The sequence below is a fragment of the Streptomyces sp. NPDC002868 genome (genome assembly GCF_055563295.1).
In genome coordinates this window covers 457,325-477,095 of record NZ_JBVHDR010000005.1, presented here as the reverse complement: position 1 = coordinate 477,095, position 19,771 = coordinate 457,325, and the positions used below count along the sequence as shown (strand labels likewise).

Annotated in this window: 22 protein-coding genes and 1 pseudogene; 5 read left to right on the top strand and 18 right to left on the bottom strand. The window is 69.5% G+C overall.

The genetic code is table 11. From position 1 onward, the window contains the following. Positions 1–52 precede the first annotated feature (52 nt). Positions 53–511: a nuclear transport factor 2 family protein gene (locus ACZ3H8_RS18905; protein ID WP_467403142.1), complete on the bottom strand. Its 459-nt coding sequence runs from the start codon at positions 509–511 to the stop codon at positions 53–55. Between the two features lie 62 nt (positions 512–573). Continuing rightward, on the bottom strand, positions 574–1,569 hold the full coding sequence (locus ACZ3H8_RS18900; RefSeq protein WP_467403140.1) for an aldo/keto reductase: 996 nt from the start codon (positions 1,567–1,569) through the stop codon (positions 574–576). 82 nt (positions 1,570–1,651) lie between these two features. Between ACZ3H8_RS18900 and ACZ3H8_RS18895 the strand changes: the two genes are divergently transcribed. Continuing rightward, the gene (locus tag ACZ3H8_RS18895; RefSeq protein WP_467403138.1) at positions 1,652–2,269 is read left to right on the top strand and encodes a flavin reductase family protein; all 618 of its coding nucleotides are present in this window, start codon (positions 1,652–1,654) and stop codon (positions 2,267–2,269) included. A gap of 3 nt (positions 2,270–2,272) precedes the next feature. Here ACZ3H8_RS18895 and ACZ3H8_RS18890 read toward each other — a convergent pair whose 3' ends face one another. The 5 genes from ACZ3H8_RS18890 to ACZ3H8_RS18870 form a co-directional block, all read right to left on the bottom strand. Next, entirely contained in the window at positions 2,273–3,448 is a 1,176-nt protein-coding gene (locus tag ACZ3H8_RS18890) for a methyltransferase (RefSeq protein ID WP_467403135.1), read from the bottom strand. Positions 3,449–3,592: 144 nt separating this feature from the next. Continuing rightward, positions 3,593–3,766, bottom strand: coding sequence for a hypothetical protein (locus ACZ3H8_RS18885; RefSeq protein ID WP_398992699.1), 174 nt, complete (start codon positions 3,764–3,766; stop codon positions 3,593–3,595). Between the two features lie 52 nt (positions 3,767–3,818). Further along, complete coding sequence (locus ACZ3H8_RS18880; RefSeq protein ID WP_467403131.1) at positions 3,819–4,694, bottom strand: undecaprenyl-diphosphate phosphatase; 876 nt, start codon at positions 4,692–4,694, stop codon at positions 3,819–3,821. Positions 4,695–4,800: 106 nt separating this feature from the next. Further along, entirely contained in the window at positions 4,801–6,846 is a 2,046-nt protein-coding gene (locus ACZ3H8_RS18875) for an ATP-binding cassette domain-containing protein (RefSeq protein ID WP_467403130.1), read from the bottom strand. A 148-nt stretch (positions 6,847–6,994) separates the two neighbouring features. Then, positions 6,995–7,699: a TVP38/TMEM64 family protein gene (locus tag ACZ3H8_RS18870; RefSeq protein ID WP_467403127.1), complete on the bottom strand. Its 705-nt coding sequence runs from the start codon at positions 7,697–7,699 to the stop codon at positions 6,995–6,997. A 49-nt stretch (positions 7,700–7,748) separates the two neighbouring features. On the opposite strand from ACZ3H8_RS18870, the gene ACZ3H8_RS18865 reads away from it, so the two are divergent. The 3 genes from ACZ3H8_RS18865 to ACZ3H8_RS18855 all read left to right on the top strand — a co-directional run bounded on the left by ACZ3H8_RS18865 (position 7,749) and on the right by ACZ3H8_RS18855 (position 10,820). Then, the gene (locus ACZ3H8_RS18865) at positions 7,749–8,447 is read left to right on the top strand and encodes a DNA alkylation repair protein (protein ID WP_467403125.1); all 699 of its coding nucleotides are present in this window, start codon (positions 7,749–7,751) and stop codon (positions 8,445–8,447) included. 287 nt (positions 8,448–8,734) lie between these two features. Further along, on the top strand, positions 8,735–9,904 hold the full coding sequence (gene tuf, locus ACZ3H8_RS18860; protein ID WP_467403122.1) for an elongation factor Tu: 1,170 nt from the start codon (positions 8,735–8,737) through the stop codon (positions 9,902–9,904). Between the two features lie 70 nt (positions 9,905–9,974). After that, positions 9,975–10,820 carry a spermidine synthase gene (locus tag ACZ3H8_RS18855; RefSeq protein WP_467403120.1) on the top strand — a complete coding sequence of 282 codons (846 nt, stop codon included), beginning with the start codon at positions 9,975–9,977 and terminating at the stop codon, positions 10,818–10,820. Here ACZ3H8_RS18855 and ACZ3H8_RS18850 read toward each other — a convergent pair. Next, a pseudogene (locus tag ACZ3H8_RS18850) lies at positions 10,782–11,072 on the bottom strand (MFS transporter); the annotation flags it as partial. The gene ACZ3H8_RS18855 and the pseudogene ACZ3H8_RS18850 overlap by 39 nt on opposite strands. 30 nt (positions 11,073–11,102) lie before the next feature. Between ACZ3H8_RS18850 and ACZ3H8_RS18845 the strand changes: the two are divergent. Beyond that, the gene (locus ACZ3H8_RS18845) at positions 11,103–12,731 is read left to right on the top strand and encodes a recombinase family protein (protein ID WP_467403117.1); all 1,629 of its coding nucleotides are present in this window, start codon (positions 11,103–11,105) and stop codon (positions 12,729–12,731) included. A gap of 211 nt (positions 12,732–12,942) precedes the next feature. On the opposite strand, the gene repSA is transcribed toward ACZ3H8_RS18845, so the two are convergent. The 10 genes from repSA to ACZ3H8_RS18795 all read right to left on the bottom strand — a co-directional run bounded on the left by repSA (position 12,943) and on the right by ACZ3H8_RS18795 (position 19,769). After that, positions 12,943–14,322 (bottom strand): replication initiator protein RepSA, encoded by a 1,380-nt coding sequence (repSA, locus tag ACZ3H8_RS18840; protein WP_467403116.1) that lies wholly within the window; start codon positions 14,320–14,322, stop codon positions 12,943–12,945. Then, a complete protein-coding gene (locus tag ACZ3H8_RS18835) occupies positions 14,297–14,728 on the bottom strand; it encodes an ASCH domain-containing protein (RefSeq protein ID WP_467403113.1) in 432 nt (143 codons plus the stop codon). Before ACZ3H8_RS18835 ends, repSA begins: the two co-directional genes overlap by 26 nt. Further along, positions 14,725–15,042, bottom strand: a complete 318-nt coding sequence (locus ACZ3H8_RS18830; protein WP_467403111.1) for a hypothetical protein — start codon at positions 15,040–15,042, stop codon at positions 14,725–14,727. Before ACZ3H8_RS18830 ends, ACZ3H8_RS18835 begins: the two co-directional genes overlap by 4 nt. After that, positions 15,039–16,571 carry a DNA cytosine methyltransferase gene (locus tag ACZ3H8_RS18825; RefSeq protein ID WP_467403108.1) on the bottom strand — a complete coding sequence of 511 codons (1,533 nt, stop codon included), beginning with the start codon at positions 16,569–16,571 and terminating at the stop codon, positions 15,039–15,041. The genes ACZ3H8_RS18830 and ACZ3H8_RS18825 overlap by 4 nt, the downstream gene beginning before the upstream one ends. Before the next feature lie 5 nt (positions 16,572–16,576). Further along, positions 16,577–16,771, bottom strand: coding sequence for a hypothetical protein (locus ACZ3H8_RS18820; RefSeq protein WP_467403106.1), 195 nt, complete (start codon positions 16,769–16,771; stop codon positions 16,577–16,579). A 91-nt stretch (positions 16,772–16,862) separates the two neighbouring features. Continuing rightward, a complete protein-coding gene (locus ACZ3H8_RS18815) occupies positions 16,863–17,174 on the bottom strand; it encodes a hypothetical protein (RefSeq protein WP_467403103.1) in 312 nt (103 codons plus the stop codon). Between the two features lie 23 nt (positions 17,175–17,197). After that, positions 17,198–17,392, bottom strand: a complete 195-nt coding sequence (locus ACZ3H8_RS18810) for a hypothetical protein (RefSeq protein WP_467403102.1) — start codon at positions 17,390–17,392, stop codon at positions 17,198–17,200. Positions 17,393–17,398: 6 nt separating this feature from the next. Beyond that, positions 17,399–18,058: a DUF2637 domain-containing protein gene (locus tag ACZ3H8_RS18805; protein WP_467403099.1), complete on the bottom strand. Its 660-nt coding sequence runs from the start codon at positions 18,056–18,058 to the stop codon at positions 17,399–17,401. A gap of 77 nt (positions 18,059–18,135) precedes the next feature. Then, complete coding sequence (locus ACZ3H8_RS18800) at positions 18,136–18,318, bottom strand: hypothetical protein (protein ID WP_467403098.1); 183 nt, start codon at positions 18,316–18,318, stop codon at positions 18,136–18,138. Between the two features lie 80 nt (positions 18,319–18,398). Then, positions 18,399–19,769: an FtsK/SpoIIIE domain-containing protein gene (locus ACZ3H8_RS18795; protein ID WP_467403096.1), complete on the bottom strand. Its 1,371-nt coding sequence runs from the start codon at positions 19,767–19,769 to the stop codon at positions 18,399–18,401. Between the last annotated feature and the right edge of the window lie 2 nt (positions 19,770–19,771).

Genomic DNA, 19,771 nt, shown 5'->3' with positions numbered 1-19,771 from the left:
TTCCCCTCCAGTGTGCGCGAGCGGGACCTGCACCGACAGGGCACCCTGGCCGTCAGCCGCCGTCCGGCGCCCCCGCGCCTCGCCGCCACTTCTCGTGGATCACCACGGTCCGCAGCCGCCAGCCCGCGTCCGTACGCAGCAGACTGAACGCGTACCGGCCGCCGGAGAAGAAGTCGTCCCCCGACTCGAGACGCATCGGGTTCACATAGTCGGCCTGCACCTCCGCACGGTCGCCCGGATAGCCGCCCAGGTCCTGAATGTGCAGCCGCCGGTTGACGATGAGGTGCTGTCGTACCGGAAAGAGCCGCAGCGTCTGAGCCAGCCAGTCGGCGACTTCGTCGGCCGGACCCTCGATCCCGCCCGAGCTGCGGTAGTCGGCGCGCCCCTCCCGCGCGAACAGCGCCCGGTAGGCGCTCCAGTCGGCATCGTCCACGGCCACCGCGTAACTGGTGACCAATTCGTCGATGGACAGCCGGTCCATCACGGTCGCGAGATCTACGCGCTGCGTCATCGGGTCAGTTTCGGGCAGTGAGCGCCCGACGCCAAGGGCTGTGCACGCCAGTCACCCGCTCTTCACCCGCTCTTGGTCAGCAAACGGTCGATCTCCGTCAGTTCGGCGTCACAGAACCCGGGCGCGTCGAGCGCCCCCAGGTTCTGTTCCAGCTGACGGACGCTGCTCGCGCCGACGAGTACGGAGGTGACGCGGCTGTCCCGCAGCAGCCACGCAAGCGCCATCTGGGCGAGCGTCTGGCCGCGCTCCCGGGCCAGCGCGTCCAGGGTCCGCAGGAGTTCTTGCCGCTCGTCGGTCAGGACGTCGCGCGTCAGATAGCGTCCGGCCGCCATCCGCGAGTCCGCAGGGATCCCCGTGAGGTAGCGGTCCGTCAACTGCCCCTGCGCGAGCGGCGAGAAGGCGACGAAACCCGCTCCCGCGGCCTCGGAGGCAGCCAGCAGTCCGTCCTCGATCCCGCGATCGAGCAGTGAGTACGGATGCTGATTGACCAGCAGGGGAGTGCCGAGCTCCGTCAGGATCGCGGCGGCCTGCCCGGTCCGGGCCGGGCTGTAGTTCGAGAGACCGGCGTACAGCGCCTTTCCCTGGCGTACGGCGGTCTCGAGCGCGCCCATCGTCTCTTCGAGCGGAGTGTCCGGGTCCGGCCGGTGCGAGTAGAAGACATCGACGTACTCCACGCCGAGCCGGCGCAGCGACTGGTCGAGGCTGGCCAGCAGATGCTTGCGCGACCCCCACTCGCCGTACGGACCCGGCCACATCTCATTGCCAGCCTTCGAGGCGATGAACAGCTCGTCACGGTACGGGCGGAAGTCGGCCCGGAAGTGAACGCCGAAGTTCGCCTCGGCCGAGCCGAAGGGCGTGCCGTAGTTGTTCGCCAGGTCGAAGTGCGTCACACCGAGGTCGAACGCCCGGCGCAGCACGGCCCGTTGGGTCTCCAGGGGACTGGTGTCGCCGAAGTTGTGCCACAGCCCCAGGGAGATCTCCGGCAGCCGGACCCCGCTGTCACCGCAGCGGCGGTACCGCATGCCGGCGTACCGGCCCTCGTCGGCGACGTACGTCATCCGCCCAGCTCTCCTCCGCCGTGGACGGGCCCGCCGGAGTGCGGACCCGCTGACCTTGCGTGTCACCCGCCATACTGCCCCCATGCGCATCGACTACGACCCCGCCCAGTGCGACCGCGACACCTTCTACCGGCTGCTGACCGCCACCGTCGTCCCGAGGCCCATCGCCTGGGTCTCCACCACATCGGCCGACGGCACCGACAATCTCGCCCCGCACTCCTTCTTCACGGTCTCGTGCGTGTCGCCGCCGGTCGTGCAGTTCACCTCCGTCGGCCGAAAGGACTCGCTGCGCAACATCGAGGACACCGGCGCCTTCGTGGTCAACTTTGCGCCGGAGCCGCTGTTCGAGCAGATCAACGCGACCGCCACCGATTTCCCGCGCGGCATCAGCGAGTTCGACGCGGTCGGCGTGGAGCGCGAGGCGAGCCTGCGCGTGAAGCCGCCTCGCGTCGCGGCATCGCCGGTGGCCCTGGAGTGCGAACTGCACAGCACCGTACGGCTGGGCGACTCGACCGTCGTCTTCGGCCGGGTGGTGCATGCGGCGATCAGTCCGGAGGTCATGGCGGACGGACACCCCGAGGTGACGAAGCTGGCTCCGCTGACCCGGCTGGGCAAGGACGAATGGGGCACGCTCGGCGACGTACGCGAGATTTCCCGTGTTCCGTACGCGCAGTGGCAGGGCGGCGGCGCGCCCCGCTGACCGCTACTTCTTGACGGCCCGCAGGACCACGAACTTCGGGTCGGAGGCCACGACTTCGCAGTTGCCGAAGAGGCGGCGCAGCTTCACGTGATACCCGAGGTGCCGGTTGCCGATCACCCACAGTTCGCCTCCGGACCGCAGCGCGCGGCGCGCCCCGCCGAACATCCGGCGGGCTGTCGCTTCCGTCGTCGCCTGGTGCGAGTGGAACGGCGGATTGTTCAGAACCAGGTCGACCGAGTCGGCCGGCACCGCGGACAGTCCGTCGCCCACCAGGAATTCGGCCTTCGCGTCCGAGCCGACGTTGTCGCGGTACGTGGCCTCGGCCGATGCCACCGCGGAGAACGACTCGTCGATGAACGTCACCGAGGCCTCCGGATTGGCCAGCGCGGCCGCCGTGCCGATCACGCCGTTGCCGCAGCCCAGATCCACGACCCGCTCCCCGCCGCGGCGCTTCGGCAGATTGCGCAGGAAGAACCTGGTGCCGATGTCGAGCCGCTCGGCGCAGAAGATGCCCGCGTGATTGGTCACGGTCCGGCCGGCGAGCGCCCCTGCATCGGCGGGCAGCGTGTACCGCAGCGGCCAGGGCCCGGCGGTGCGGGCCAGCCCCGGGTCGGGCGTACAGAAGATCAGCCGCGCCTTCTTCACTGCCAGCGAGGTCCTGGTCGGACCGATGATCCGCTCGAACAGCTTCAGCGTGGAGGTGTGGATCTCGGTGACCATGCCGGTGCCGACGACGACGGTGTCCGCGTGCACGGCGGGCGCGAGACGGTGAAGCTGGTCCTCCAGCAGCGCGAGGCTCTTGGGCACCCGCACCAGCAGTACGTCAACGTGCTCCGGCGGGATGTCCCTGACCGACAGCAGCCTCACGGCGTCCGCGTCGATGCCATTGCGTGCCAGATTCGCGCGGGTCGCCTGCTGGCCGAGGAAGGAGTCGGTGATCTGTACGGGGCTGTGCTCGGCGAGCGAGGTGGCAAGGGCGCCCCACCGGTCGCCGACGACGACCACGGTGCCGGAGAGATTCGCGGGTCCGGTGTCCTCGATCCCCTTGAGCGGCTCGTCCCCCTTGAGCTGCCTGAGGAGGTACTCATCGGCGGCGTCCCAGGCGCGGAGCGGGTCGCGGGGGTCCTCGGGGAAGCGGGCGAGGTCGAACCCGCCCCATGACGTCGTCAAACGGTTCATCGTGCACTCAGGCTAGCCGAGCGCTCCGCCACGTCCGACGGTCAGGCTGGGCGGTCGGGCGGGCCAGTCCAGCCGGGGGTACGGCGGGCCGGTCAGCCCGCGGGCGGGAAGGGGCAGGTCCGGCAGGGGGCTGTCAGCCCGCGCTCACGCTGCGCGCTCGACGGCCTCGAGCGTCGCCGCGGCCCACTCCAACACGAGCGCCTCGTACTCCGGCCGCCGGTCGTCGGGCAGCTCGCCGTCCGCCCACAGCTCACGGATCCGGAGATTCAGCTCGGCGGCGGACAGTGCAGTTTCTGACTCGCGGGGAAACGGCGACATGGCGACAGGCTAAGGCCTCGGTACGACAGCCGTCTCCACCGCGACAGCGGGGTCAGCCGGCCGACTCACCCGCGTGCGGGCTCAGCGCATCCGTTCCGACCAGGATGAACAGCACGATTCCGAGCAGAATGCGGTAGATCACGAACGGCATGAAGCTCTTCGTAGTGATGAACTTCATGAACCAGGCGATCACCGCGTAGCCCATCGCGAAGGCAATGATCGTCGCGAATATCGTCTGCGGCCAGGCCACATGCCCGCCCGCGCTCGCGTCCTTCAGCTCGAAGACGCCGGATGCGAGCACGGCCGGGATCGCCAGCAGGAACGAGTAGCGGGCCGCCGCCTCACGGGTGTAGCCCATCAGCAGACCGCCGCTGATGGTGGCGCCCGAGCGGGAGACGCCGGGGATCAGGGCCATCGCCTGGCAGAGGCCGTAGATCAGACCGTCCCGGACGCCCAGCTCCTGGAGGGTCTTGCGCTGCTTGACCACGCGGTGCTTGCCGCTGGCCTCGTCGCGGGCGGCAAGCCGGTCGGCGATGCCGAGCACGATACCCATCACGATCAGGGTCGTGGCGATCAGCCGCAGATCGCGGAATGGGCCCTCGATCTGGTCCTTGAACGTGACGCCGAGCACACCGATCGGGATCGAGCCGATGATCACGAGCCAGCCCATCTGCGCGTCGTGGTCGCTGCGCAGCGCCTTGTTCGTGAGGGAACGGAACCAGGCGTAGACGATCCGGACGATGTCCTTGCGGAAGTAGATCAGGACAGCCGTCTCCGTGCCGATCTGCGTGATCGCCGTAAACGCCGCACCCGGGTCGTGCCAGCCGGCGAAGGCGGCGGTGAGCCGCAGATGCGCGCTGGAGGAGATGGGCAGGAATTCGGTCAGCCCCTGGATGAGCCCGAGGATGAATGATTCGAACCAAGACATGGAAAACTACGCCACCCAAGAAATGATCACGGTCTGACGGCGCGTAGCGTTCCCGATCATGCGCCAGTTGTGAGGAAGCGTAGCGTCCCCGGATGTCGCGGCTGCGTCAGCCCCCGTGGGATCTGCCTTGCGGGGCATCGCCAGTTGGGGCCGACGCCGTGCTCTGGTCCACGGGGCGCCGCCTTTCCTGGGTGGGCAGCGCGGGACTTTCCACCGCGTACTGCGCCGCCTGGATCCCGTACAGATCGCGGAACACCTTCGGTCCTTCGACCTCGTCCGAGAGCAACTCGGCGAAGGTGCCGCTCTCCACGACCCGGCCGCGGTCCAGCACATGGATCAGGTCCGCCGCCCGGACCGAGCCGAGCCGGTGTGTGATGAGGATGACTGTCTGGCCCGCGTCGGCGAGCCGGCGGATCTGCTCGAACAGCTGCTGCTCCGCCTTCGCGTCGAGCGCGGAGGTCGGCTCGTCGACGATGAGGATCTCCCCCGCCCGATAGTGCGCGCGGCCCAGGCCCAGACGCTGCCACTCGCCGCCGGAGAGCTGATGGCCGCCCTTGTAGCCGCGGGCGAGGAGCGTCTGCCAGCCGCGCGGCAGCTCCTCGATGAGCTCGTCCGCACCCGCGTACTGAACGGCGTTCTCCAGCCGCTCCTGGCTGAACGGCGCTTCGGGGCGTCCGATGCCGATGTTGACGGCGGCGGTGAAGGGCCAGCGGTAGAAATCCTGCCCGACGACGGCCACACGGGAGACGAGCTGCTGCCGGTCGGCGTCGGCGGCGTCCACGTCGTCCCACATAATGCGGCCCGAGTCGGGGCGGTAGAGCCCGCACAACAGCTTGACCAGGGTGGTCTTGCCGCTGCCGTTCTCCCCGACGAGCGCGATGATCTTGCCGGTGGGGAAGGTCAGGCTCGCGCCGTCGAGGGCCCGTTTGGTGTCCTTGCCCTGATAGGTGAAGACGACGTCCTCGAAGGTGATCCGGCCCGGGACCGCGGGCAGCGGCAGCCCGCCCACCGGGATCGCGCGGTCGGCGGCCTCCGCACACAGCCGGTGCAGGTCGCCGACGAACAGGCTCTCCTCGTGCATGAAATTCACCTGCATCACCAGGTTCTGCAGGCTGGAGGATCCACTGCGGATGGCGAGCACTGCCGTGCCGCCGACGGACAGGGCCATCGCCCCGGTCCACAGCAGTCCGCCGAGCGTGGCGTACGCGGCGGCCGTCGCGAGCCCGGTCCAGCCCGCGGCGATCAGTCCCGTACGGGCGGCGAGCCGGGCCAGCCTGCGCTGCTCCGCCTCCTGCGACTGGGACATGGTCCGGAAATGGTGGAGCAGAAAGGGGCCGACGTTGTGGACACGGATCTCGGGAGCGGCCTCGGTGGTGATCAGCAGCTGACTGATCAGCTGCCCGGCCCGCGAATGCTGCACCCAGGCGTGGAAGGACACATAGCGGCGCCGCGCCACGGAGAGCGCGGCCCAGGCGCTGGGCAGCGTCATTGCCACGAGCAGCGGCAGCAGCACGGGATGGAGTACGGCGAGAACGCCGGCCGCGGCCGCCAGCGACAGCAAGGCGTTGATGACGTTGGTGCAGTACTTCACCATGCGGCGGGCCGAACCCGCGCCGTACGAGGCGCTGTCGAGAAGTTTGTGGAACTCCTCGTCCTCGACGGCCTCGAGCTCGACATTCGCGGTGTGCTTCAGATACCGCTCGGTGGCCACCCGCTCCACCTTCGGCTCCAACTGCCCGGTGCCGGCGGTGGACTGGGCCCGCAGCACCGCGCCGACCAGGGCCGCCGCTCCCGCGACGGCGAGCGCCGGAGCGGCTTCGGTCAGCCGCTCGGCGGTGCTGCCGGTGCCCAACAGATGGGCGAGGACGCGGTTCACGGCGATGAGCCCGACCGCCTGGCTGACGCCGCGGCCGATCTCGGCGAACGCCACCAGACGCAGCGCCCCCTTGTCCGCTTCCCACGCCAACTGGGCGGTGGTGACCACCAGATGGGGCAGCCGGGTCACCATGGACCGTAGGTTCAGCTGGAGGAAGGCCTCTTCGTGCTTGTTCCAGCCCATGTCGTAGCGCAGTGGTCCGCCGAAGAGTAACTGCTCGGACTCGGAGGGCTGTTCGCTCGGTGTTTCAGCGGCATGGGTGCTGCGCTCGGCCATGGGCGCTCCTGTCGGGTGGGTGCAGGACCAACGGTCGGAGAACGCACCTGATCACCGCCTCGTCACGGGGAACAAGGGGCGATTTCCCGTACGACAGTTCGATCTGAGAGGGGAGGCGCAATGGCCGTAGGCGCAAGGCGCAGGGGAGTCAGTGACCCCGCAGGCGGTGCCGCTTGCGCCAGGCGATCACGCCCGCGGCAAGACCGGTCACCACGATGAAACCCATCGCGATCAGAAACGCCGGAGAGGTCGGGGAGCCCGCCCGGCTGCCCGCGACCACATACGCCGCCGTGTTCGGGATCGAGCCGAGTCCCGTCGCCAGCAGGAAGGGCACATAGCCCATACGGGAAACGGCGGCGCAGTAGTTGGCCGCGGCGAACGGCACCCCCGGAAAGAGCCGCAGCGCCAGCATCGAGCGGAAGCCGTGCCTGCTCAGCTGGGTGTCGGCCGCCGTCAGCCAGCGGCCCCGCAACAGCGGCCGCAGCGCGTCCTGCCCCAGCAGCCGGCCGAGCGTGAAGGAGATGCCCGCGCCCAGCACCGTGCCTGTGAGCGCCGAGACCAGGCCGGCCTGCGAGCCGAAGAGCGCGCCCGCCGCCAGATTGAGCAGCGGTCGCGGCACGAAGGCCGCCGTGCACGCCCCGTACGCGACGCCGAACATCACCACCGCCGCGGCGCCGCTCAGCTGCGGCGGCCAGCCGGCCGACAGCAACCGCTGCGGCTCGTACAGCACCACCGTCACGGCCGCCGCGGCCAGCACGGCCACGAGCAGCGACAGCCGCGACCACGGCGAGAACAGCGCGCGGGTGCAGCGGACGGCGAGGCCTGATGCGGGCCTGGGGACGGGGTCGAGCATCCGGGGAGACTAACCGACAAAGCGATGTGATCGCCGTAATGTGAGCGCCATGACCCGCGCTGTCCCGCAGAGCGATCTTGCCGACACCGTCATGGCGAGGCTCACCGCCGTGTACCCGACCGGCGCGGACGCGACCCGGGCCGCGGGGGCCGCCGCGTACATGAAGGGCATCGCGCCCTTCCTCGGTCTCTGCACACCCGATCGCCGCGCCCTGTCCCGCACCGTCGTCGAAGGAACCCGGCGGCCCGACGAAGCCGACTGCACGGCGATCGCGCTGCGCTGCTGGGAGCTGCCCGAGCGGGAGTACCACTACTTCGCCGTCGACTACCTGCGCCGCCATGTGGGGCGCTGCTCCTCCGGCTTCCTGCCGACAGTCCGCCGGCTCGTCGTCACCGTCCCCTGGTGGGACACCGTCGACGCGCTCGCCTCGCACGTCGTCGGCCCGCTGGTGAGTGCCGATCCCAGGCTGAAGTCCGACATGGACGCCTGGATCGACGACGACAATCTGTGGGTCGCGCGCACCGCGCTGCTCCACCAGCTGCGCTACAAGGACGCGACCGACGCCGACCGGCTCTTCTCCTACTGCCTGCGCCGTGCCGACCACCCCGACTTCTTCATCCGCAAGGCGATCGGCTGGTGCCTGCGCGAGTACGCCAAGACGGATCCGGAGGCGGTGCGCGACTTCGTCGACGGCGCTCGCGACCGGCTCGCGCCGCTGTCCGTACGAGAAGCCACCAAACATCTGTGACCTGCTGAACTCCCATACACGGAAAACCATTCGACGCGGCCGGGGCCGTGAGCGAATATCGACGACATGTTCCGGTACGCCTTCCTCGCAGCGCCGTCCGCAGTCGCGGACGCGCCGAAGGCTGCCGCATTCCCCGCAGCGGCCGCAGCTGCTGCCGCAGCGCCCTTCGGCGGCGCCCGAAGCTGACCCTTCCCGGATCGTCCGGCGGACCCCACAGGGGGAGGGTCGGCAAGGCCCAGGGGTCCCCATCACGCTTCGAGTTCCGAGGAAATCCGAGGGATACAGCCATGCCCAAGACGGCATACGTGCGCACCAAGCCGCACCTCAACATCGGCACCATGGGCCACGTCGACCACGGCAAGACCACTCTCACCGCCGCCATCACCAAGGTCCTCAGCGAGCGCGGGACCGGCACGTTCGTGCCGTTCGACCGGATCGACCGGGCGCCTGAGGAGGCGCAGCGGGGCATCACCATCAACATCGCGCACGTCGAGTACGAGACCGACACCCGGCATTACGCCCATGTGGACATGCCCGGCCACGCCGACTACATCAAGAACATGGTCACCGGAGCCGCCCAGCTCGACGGTGCGATCCTCGTCGTCTCCGCGCTCGACGGGGTCATGCCGCAGACTGCCGAGCACGTCCTGCTCGCCCGCCAGGTGGGCGTCGACCACATCGTCGTCGCGCTCAACAAGGCGGACGCGGGTGACGACGAGCTCACCGACCTGGTGGAGCTGGAGGTCCGCGAGCTGCTGACGGCCCATGGGTACGGCGGCGACGCCGCGCCGGTCGTCCGGGTGTCGGGACTCAAAGCGCTGGAGGGCGACTCACGCTGGTCGGGGGCCGTCGAGGCGCTGCTCGACGCGGTCGACACGTATGTGCCGATGCCCGTCAGGTACACGGACGCGCCGTTCCTGCTCCCGGTGGAGAACGTCCTCACCATCACCGGGCGCGGCACGGTCGTCACCGGCGCCGTCGAGCGCGGCACCGTCCGCGTGGGCGACCGCGTGCAGGTTCTCGGGGCCGACACCGAAACGGTGGTCACAGGACTGGAGACGTTCGGCAAGCCGATGGAGTCCGCGGAGGCCGGGGACAACGTGGCCCTGCTGCTGCGTGGCATGGCGCGCGACGCGGTCCGCCGCGGGCATGTGGTGGCGGCGCCGGGCAGCGTCGTACCGAGCCGGCGTTTCACCGCGCAGGTGTACGTCCTCTCGGGCCGCGAGGGCGGCCGTACCACCCCGGTCTCCACCGGCTACCGGCCGCAGTTCTACATCCGCACCGCGGACGTCGTCGGGGACATCGACCTCGGTGAGTCGGCGGTCGCGCGGCCCGGCGACACGGTCACCATGACCGTCGAGCTGGGACGTGACATCCCGCTCGAGCCCGGCCTCGGCTTCGCGATCCGCGAGGGCGGCCGCACGGTCGGCGCCGGCACGGTCACCGCACTGGTCTGATCCGGCCCCGGCCGGCCTCCCGCACCTCACGGGAGGCCGGCCGGGGCACATGTCCGGGCACAATGAGACGGTGACTGAGCAGATCCCCGTCCTGTGCGACGTCGACGGCGGCACCGCCAAGCTGATGCCCGACGTCGACCGGGAGCGGGCCTGGCTGCTGACGGTGAACGGCGCACCCCAGTCCTACGTCGACCTGGACGCGCCCACCCATCTGGAGTTCGAGTACGCCCAGCGCCTCGCCCATGTCGTCGACTGCGCCGCGGATGACGGCGTACCGCTCGATCTGCTCCACCTCGGCGGCGGTGCGCTGACCCTGCCCCGCTATGTGGCCGCGACGCGGCCCGGCTCGCGCCAGGACGTGGTGGAGGCGGACCGCGGACTGCTGGAACTCGTCGCCGAGCATCTGCCGCTGCCCGCGGGATCGGGCATCGAGGTGCACGGCGCGGATGCCCGCGCCTGGGTCGAAGCGGCCCCCGCGGACTCGGCGGACGTACTGATCGCGGACGTCTTCGGCGGCTCGCGGGTACCGGCCCATCTCACCTCTCTCGAGTACGCACGGGCGGCGGAGCGCGTCCTGCGCCCCGGCGGGATCTACGCCGCCAACCTCGCCGACGGCGCGCCCTTCGCCTTCCTCCGTTCCCAACTGGCCACGTTCGCCGCGGTGTTCGGCGAGCTCGCGCTGATCGCCGAACCTGCCGTGCTGCGCGGCCGGCGCTTCGGCAACGCCCTGCTGCTCGCCTCGCACATCCCCATCGACACGGCCGCCCTGGCCCGCCGCACCGCCGCCGACGCCTTCCCGGCACGGGTCGAACACGGCCCCTCACTGACCCGGCTCATCGGCGACGCGACGGCGGTACGGGACGCGGACGCGGCGGCGTCACCCGAGCCGCCCGACGGCGCTTTCAGCGTCGGCTGAGGGCGTCACGGCAGTGCCCACCGCGACCTCCTTGGTACGGAGGGTCAGATTCCGTACGCCCGGCACGAACAGCACCGCGGTGGTGACCAGCACCACCAGCGCCGCGCACCCCCACAGCGACTCGCGCCGCCCGAACAGGCTTTCCGCGGGACCGGCGAGCGCGGTGGCCAGCGGCAGCATGGCCACGGAGCCGAACCAGTCGTATGCGGAGACCCGGGAGAGCATGTCCTCCGGGATCTCCTGGTGCAGTGCACAGCGCCCCTCCAAATGTAGCCTTTCTGTATGGCCAACGACCTGGTACGACAAGCCCACTGGGGCAACTTAGAGGGGCAGAACTGGGCCGGACTGGCCCGGCTGTCCACGGAAGAGACCGAAGGCGAGATCACCTCTGGCGACGCGTCAGAAATGACATCACGGTTCGTGACCGGTAGGGACATCAAGAGCACGGAGGAGCAGGAGAAGGACGGCCGTCGATTCGTCGAGGACCGAGGCGGCCAGTACGTGCACACGTACATGGAGCCCGACACCTCTGCATGGAAGCGCAGGCGGGTACGCCTGCCCGATGGCAGCGTCGGTTACCGCGTCGTACGGCCTGTGTTCGAAGGAGCGTTAGAAGACCTCAAGCGCGGCAAGGCACCGAATGGCGAGCGCATCGACGGATTGATCGTCTACGACATCGACCGTCTCACCCGAGACCCCCGCCACCTCGAAGACGCGATCGAGACGGTCGAGCACTACCACCGGCCGATCATCGACATCACGGGCACCCTGGATCTGCTGACCGACAACGGGCGTGCCATGGCCCGTGTTGTCGTCGCCATGGCCAACAAGCAATCCGCCGACACCGCCCGCAGAGTGCGCCGTAATCACAAGGCGCGACGGGACAGGGGCATACCCGTGGGCGGAACGCGCCCGTTCGGATGGCAGGAGGACAAGCGCACCCTGCACCCGACCGAGTCCAAACACCTCCGTGCCGCAGCCCAGCGCCTGATCATGGGAGCCAGCTGGCACACGATCGTTGCCGAGTGGAACCGCATGGGGATCACCACGTCTCGGGGCAACCCTTGGACTTGGATTGCCCTCAGGGACGTGATGCGTAATCCGCGCCTGTGCGGCTATCGATCACATGGCGTCGTGGAGTTCGACCAGGAGTCGGGCCGCGAAATCAGGCACATGGTGATCGCTCGCAACGACGAAGGCGAGCCCATCAAGGGCCAATGGGAAGCGATTTTGCAAGTGGCCGAGTGGGAGACCATAGACGAGATCATCGGTGAGGGGCCCATGCGCGGTGGCGGAAGCAACGCCCGCGTCTATCTGTCCACTGGCACTCTCCGCTGTGGCAAAGAGGACTGCGCAGCGCCATTGCGCGCGATGAAGGCCGCACCAAGCCAGAAGAAGCCGGAAGGGTACTTCTACTACTGCTGCCCGGCGAAGACCACGGGGAGAGGATGCGGCGGGGTCAAGATCCCAGGACCGGAGACGGACGAGCTGATCAGGAAACTTGTGATTGCCAAGTACGAGGAGGAGGCCGCCGAACGCGAGGCGGTCAAGGCCCCGCAGGAGTGGCCGAAGGAAGCCGAACTGGCGAATGCCCGGGAAGACCTTGACGACCTCAAGCAGGCGCGGCGTGCGCGACAGATCAGTGCTGAGCGGTACTACGCCGACCTTGCCGAGTACGAGGCCGACGAGCGGCGGTTGATGAAGGAACGCAACGCGTGGCAGCGTCGGGCACTCACAGGCCAGGGCAAGCCCGTCGACATCGTCAAGGAGTGGTACAGGGACGGGATCACTCTGGCGGAGCGCCGCGCCTACGTTGAGCAGACACTGACGGCTGTTGTCGTCCTACCCGTGGGCAGCGGGCACAGGGTGCCCCTGCGGGATCGATTGGTTCCGCTGTACGCCGAGAAGTAGCCCAGGGAGCGGCCGGGCCGTCACGCCGCACGGCGATGGTGGCCGGCCCCCTCGCGTGTCGTCACCTCCAGCCCGAGAACAGCGTTCATCCGCCGCCACTTCGCCTCAGACCAGCGAGGCGCATTACGAGCATGGGCACGCGCCCAGGCCATATCTGCATCGTCAACCTGAGAATCATTGGCCGGAGCGGTCGTCAGCGGTCGAACAGCCATCACCACGCTCCGTCTTGGCCAACCGCTTCCATTGCTTCGCGGGCGGTTTCTCGGTTGATGCGGATGTCTTCGGCGATGGATACGGCGAGGGCGGATTCGCCGGGGGTGTGGCCGTGGCCTGCGTAGCGCCAGTCGGCGAGGACGAGGGTCGTTTCCGGCTCGGGCAGGCCGAGGGCTTGGCGCTGTTCGGCTGCTCGGTAGTCGGCACGGACCTGACGCCGTTCGGCGAAGGTCGAGGAGTAGCGGCGGGACTTGGTCAGGAAGTGGCCTCGGAAGCCGAGCATGTGGGCCCAGGCCCAGAGCTTGCGTTCTGGGTAGAGCGGATCGAGCTGCCAGCAGGCGCGGATGAGTCGGCGGGCGTGGTCGGGTACGCGGTGCTGGTCGAGTTCGGCGAGTTCGCCGATGCGGCGGTCGAGGCTGCCGGTGGTCTCGGCTGCTTTGGTGGCGTACTTGGCGATGTAGGCGGCGACCTTCTGTTCGGTGATGTCGTCGCTGTCGAACGCCGTGATGGGCCGGACGTCGAGCTTCTCGCCCCAGCACAGCGTGCGCGCGGGCTGCCCCTCGGCTGCGGGCACCGTCACGGTGGTGTAGGGGTGCTTCCTGGCTGCGCGGATCGAGGCGGTGAGCAGTTCGAGGGTGGCCCAGGGCGGCGGTTCGCTGTCGGGGCCTTCGGGTCCGTCGAGGCGGATGACGGCGTGGAAGTGGATCCCGCCTCGGTTCTGGAACTCTGCGACCTTCCCGTATGAGATCCGGACCGCAGCGGCGAGTTCCCGTTGGGTCAGTCCGGCACGTGCGGCGATCTCACGGCGGAGCCGGTTGATGAACCGGTGCCACAGCTCCCCGGCATGGTTGTTGAACAGCACCGCGCCCGCGTAGTCATACGTGTCGGGGTCGAGGGCGGTGCCCAGGGCGGGATCACCGTCCTGGTGGCGTGCGCCGCAGCGGCAGCGGCCGGTGTCGGGGATGTTGTGCACGCGGCCGAAGGACGGTGGGGTGAGTGTGGCGAAGACGCGGGGGCGCTCGCGCACGATGGCGGGGATGTTCATGGCATCGTCACCAGCCAGGCCCGCGCGAATCAGGCGATAGGCGTCCCCGGCATACAGGTAGGCGCAGGGCTCGCAGCGGGAGGCCCGGCGGTTGCCGCAGGCGATGCGCAGCCGGCCACCGGGCTCATCCTGAGTGGAGTAGGTGCGCAGGACCTGCCTGGTGCTCTTGTCGCGGGTGAGGGACCAGCCGGTGAGATGGATGGGCTGGGCGCAGCCACCGGTCTTGCGGATCTGCTCGCGCCAGCGGTCGAAGTCGGGGGCCGAAGCCACCCTGAGCAGATCGCCCAGGGTGGTCGGGTCCAGCGTGTCAGCCACGGGCAGCCCCCAGCGCATCAACGAGGAGCGGGGAGGCGAGCAGGCCGGCGGGCGGGGTCCACAGACCACGCGCACCGGGCCACGACAGCGGCTCGGCGAGCGGGACGACAGTGGACAGCCGCCAGTGCCAACTACCGCGGGCGGACCAGAGCGTGCACCAGCCGTCATCTTCGTGGCAGCTGTCCAGGCGAGCGACCGCGACGATCGCGCCCTTGGGGAACGGGCGGCGCAGGAACGGGCGAGCCAGCGACGCGCCTTTCGCATTCGGGTCGATGGTGCGTCCGGCATGGATGAGGACCAGGCCCCGGTGCTCGGTCGGCCAGGAGCGGTTCTCGACCCGCTTGGTTCCGTAGGCGATGGCGCTTGCCCAGGGCTGCCACAGCGTCAACGCCAGGACCTCGGGAGCGGGGGCGGGGGTGTTCATGCGCTCACCGCCTCGGTGTCGACCGAGAACACCGCGTAGACACCGACCGTCGTGCATCCCAGTTGCGTGATGAACTCCAGCTTGGTGCGCTGGTTCAACGCGCTGAGGGTGACGTCGTCGGTGTCGATGTGGAGGGCTTCGCGCCACGCTTCCAGGTCGCTTGCGGTATCGAGCAGAACGTGAGCCTCGGTGGGCGTGATGCTGCTCGTGGTGATGTAGCCGCCGGGAAGGTCCGGGTGCGTCTGGGCAAAGCGGGCCAGCGTGGCGAGCAGGGCCGCTTGGGTGCCGAGGGCTTCCCTTTCGATCTCGTTCATGCCGACACCTGCCTCTCCAGCGGGCTGCCGGTGATGGTTTCGACGAGGGCGGAGACGAGGACTTCGGCGACGGGCGGGGTGACGGCGTTGCCGAACTGGCGGACGCGCTCGCGCTTGTTGCCGAGCACGGTGTAGGTGTCGTGGAAGGCCATGGCGCGGCCGATCTCACACGGCTCCAGCATCCGGAACAGCACGTCCTCGACGTCGGTGGTCGTGCTGGTGGCCAGGGCGTAGCGGTCGCGGGTGGTCAGCGTGCCCACCGGCTCACTGGCCGGGCGTGCGCTGCCCTTGCCGTAGTACGGCACGAGGAGAGCGCCGTCGGTGTCGGGCCCGGTGACCAGGCCGTGATGGTTGCCTGAGGCGGTGACGGTGGCCAGCGGATCGGTGACCGGTCGGGCGCGTTCCTTGTCGCCGCCACCGCGCAGCGGGATCACATACGGCAGCCAGGCCAGGCCGGTTTCGTTGCGGGCGGTCTGCGTGCGCAACGGCAGAGTGGCGGGTGCTGCCTGCTTGCCGTCGCGGCCCTCCACCGGCACGAGCAGGGGCGGGATGGCTAAGGCGTCGTTCGCGCGGGTGGTGCGGGTCGGCATGGGTGCGGTGACCGGGGTCGGTTCGGTGCGCCAGGTGCCGCCGGCCGGGGCAAGCATCGCCGTTCCGTACTTGGCCAGACCGGCACGGATGCGGGCCATGGTGGCAGCGGCGAGGGGTTCGGTGCGGTCGCCGATGCGCTTGCCCGTAAGCGTCCAATCGATCGCGGTCGCGGCCGGAAGGGCGTCAGGTTCCACGATGGAGCTGCGGCAGCGGGCGTTGGGGCAGCGGTAAAGGTACTGCTGCCGATAGCGGCCCATGTCCCGGCGCGGGTTCTTGAACACCTGCACCGCACTCACGCGCTCCTCGCAGAGGGGGCACCAGGCGGACGGGCGCAGCCACTTGTTCCAGTCCGGGACCCGCCCCAGGCTCCGGTGCCAGTAGGCGAGGTAGAGGCGGTCACGGGACTGCGGGGCGAAGACGGTGCGGACCGGGCGGGCGTGCATCGAGTTGAAGGCGATCAGCTTGGTGTCGTAGCCGATCGCGCGGATCTCGGCCCGCCAGGTGTTCCACAGATCCCAGGCGCGCACGTCGATGACGTTCTCCACCACACCGGCCAGCACCGGACGCCCACGCAGTGCGCAGGAGTCGAGGTAGCGGGGAACGTCCCACATCAGGGCGCGGGAGCGGTCGGCGGCCGGGTCGGGCAGCGTCTCGCCGAACAGGTCCGGCTGCTTGTCGAAGTCCCGGCGCTTGCCCCGGGCGTTGGACCACTGTGGGCACTCCGGGGAGGCCCAGAACAGATCAGCGGCCGGGAAGCGGGCCACGTCCGCGTCGTGTAGATCGCCCTGGAAGTGGTCGACGTCGGGGAAGTTCGCGGAGTGCGAGGCAATGGCCCGGTCCCAGTGGTTCGCAGCCAGCACGGGCCGGACTCCGGGAACGGTGGCGGAGCCGAGGGAGGAGCCGCCGACCCCGGCGAAGAAGTCGATGTAGGTCAGCACCCCGGTCACCGCCCCGCCGCAGAGATGCGCGTGGTGACGAGCCAGAGGGGTGCGGTGCCGGTGCCGTGGCAGGCCGGGCAGTGCGCGGTGATGGTGCGCAGGTGTCCGGCGCGGTCGCGGCCGCCGAGGGTGACGGCGACGGACGGGAAGCCGTCGCAGTTCGGGCAGATCCGATCGGTCGGCGCAGTGCGGTCGGGCATGATGGAAGTTCCTTCCGGTTTGAGTGATCGGGTAGGGGTCGGTCCGTCCGGACGGCGGATACTTGGCGGTTGAGGCCGCCCGGAGGGCCGGTCACTTACTGGGCTTCTTTTTGGGGACCTTGACGGCGAGGGTGATGAGTCCGCCTCCGCCGATCAGCGTGGGAACGGCGGTCTTGATCGCTGCCGCTGTGGTGGCTGCGACTTGGACCAGGGACAGCACGGCGACGGTGGTGATGTAGACCAGGCCACAGACACCGACCGCGGCCACGAGGATCAAGACCAGCGGGCCGGTCCAGGAGCGGGGCGTGGTGTGGACGATGACCACGGACCGGGGGTCGGTGCCCGGGGGGATCAAGTCGGCCGGGACATGTCCGGCGCGAAGCTGTGCATCGGGGCGTATCACGGTGGTTCTCCCTTCCGGTCAGGTCACTTGGTGGTGCCGTTGACGACGTCGACACCGGCCTTGGTGCCGGACTCGATCGCCGGGGCCAGGAACGTGTCGGCGAGCAGGAAGCCGCCCAGGAGCAGCACGACGATCAGCCAGGTCGGCGGGCGCATGAACTTGATCCCGAAGTAGCCGAAGATGGCGACCACGGCGATCAGCGGCAGTTCGACATTCACAGCTGGTCATTCCTTTCCGGTGAGCTGGAGTGCGAGGGCATCGGCCATTGGGCCGGGCACGCCGAGGCGGGCGCGCAGGGTGTCGGGGTCGATCGGAGTGCCGGTGGCGGTGCGGTGCGCGTCGGCGATCTTCCGGGCGTGCGCGAGGAGCGCGTCGGGCACCGGGGCGGCGGGCGGAAGCGCCGGAACCGGCTCGGGCTCGGGTACCGGGACCGGGGCGGGTGCCTCGCGGGTGAGCGCGATGTCCGCAGCCGGTTCGGCAACCGGCGTAGGAGCCACCTCGGGGACCTGGTGCGCAGGGGTGTGGACGAGCAGGGTGCCGCCCAGGAACGCAAGCGCGGGCCAGCCGGCCACCAGAATCCGCAGCCACGCCGGAACGTTGTGCAGGTCGAGCAGTCCCGCCGTGGCGACATTCGCGCCAAGCGATGCGGTAAGCGCGACGGCGAACCAGGTCCACGCGGCACGCGCGGGCTCACCGGCAGCGCGGAGGATGCGCAGGCGTCGCCAGGCAGCGACCAGCAGCAGATCCACGGAGACCGGGTAGGCCCAGGCTTTCCAGCCGTCCTGTCCCGCGGCGACGGCGATGTCGTGCAGGTGGGCGAAGGACAGAGCCCCGGCGATCACGGCTTGCACCAGCACGGCATCCAGGCGGATCTTGCGGCTCACGGGTCTTCACCTCCTTGGGGTGTTGGGCCAGGGGCCGGGCGGGGCTCATTCGTCCTGCCGCCCGGCACCCGGCGGAATCAGTCGGTGAGTGCGTGGCCGGTGCCGAAGCAGGTCAGGCACAGGGCTTCCTGCCGGTCGTCGCTCTCGCGCTTGCGCCGGCCGCCGACCTGGAAAGACTCGGAGACCTGACCGGTCTGACAGTCCGGACACGGCTGCTGTTTCGCGGTCTTGCGGGTGCTGCTCGGCTTCCGTGCGGCCATGACGTGCCTCCTCGTTTCGGGCATGGCGGGGGTAGGGACCTGGCGCGAGACAGTCACGCCGACCGTGTGAAGCGATGGGGCTACGGAGTGCCCGAAGCGATCGCAGGCGCCGCAGCCGGGGCCGACGCCGACGCCGACTCGGGGATCCCGGTGGCCGGGCGGAAGGAGGCCAGGGCTGGGATGTCCGGCGTCAGGTGCGCGAACTCGCGGCACACCGCGGCGACTTCACCCAGCGACGTCTTCGGCGTGCGGATACGCGTCCAGTTGCCGGAGGCGTCACCGACGATCGCGGTACCGGCCCGCTCCGGGGCGATGCTGGTCGCAGCCAGCACGGCGAGTTCGTTGACGTCGGCGAGACCCATTTCGGCGGTCTGTTTGTCGTTGCAGCGGTGCACTACGCGGCCGGTGAGCTGGGCTCGCAGTGCGGTTGCGCCCTTGCCGAGTTCGGAGCCGAAGCGCTGCCCGCACACCTCGAGGTAGATGCCGATTGCGCGGGCCAACTGCGCGAGGCGGACGAGTTGGGTGACCATGTGGTCCCGGCGGGCCGTGTCTGCCCTGGAGGCGATCAGGAACAGTTCGGCGATCTCATCGATCAGGACCACGATCGGCACCGGGCGAAGCTTCTTCGGCAGGCCCCAGATGTCGGAGGTGATGTCTTCCAGCGGGGTGCCCGGGGCGATGCCCTGGTGTAGGCACAGCAGGTCGAAGCGGTCTTCCATCTCCTCGACCAGTGCGTCCAGCAGTCCCTCGGCCTGGTCCGGAGTAGTCGCCAGAGCGGAGAGCCGCGGGGCGAAGGGGCCCTGTTCCACGCCGCGTTTGCAGTCGATGCCGACCAGGGCGACGCTCTGCGGCGCGAGCGCTTTGATCAGGCAGCGTTGGTGCATCGACTTGCCCGAGTGGTTCGCACCCAGGGTCAGTCCGTGCGGGATCTGCTGGTAGTTGCGCACGTACGGCTGGCCGTCCTCTCGCAGAGCGACCGTCGCGGACAGCGGACCTGGAGCCAGACGGCGCGGCATCCGCACGTGGTCGAGGATGTCGAAGCCGGTCATCCGCAGATCGACCACACCCGGCTTGATCTCGAAGACGTGCACCGAGTAGACGGCCCACGCGTGCCGCAGCCGCTCGGCCGACTTGACCACATCGTCCGGGGCCAGGCCCGCAGCGAGCCGCAGACGAAGCACCAGACCGGTCCGGGTGGGGCGGATACCGCGCAGCTTCGGAACACCGGGGCGGGCCTGCTGCTCACCGGCGGAAAGCTTCTTGGCGAAGACCTTCCACCACGGCGGGGCGACCGTCAGCTCACACGCCTCCATCGTCGGACGGTAGGAGGAGAGGATCCGGTACAGCGCGGCCGGAAGACCGAACAGCACCCAGTACACGGCCGGAGCCTTGACCCGAACGATCAGCGCGAAGACCACTAACGCGCCTATGAACAGCAGCAGTTCCGTCACGG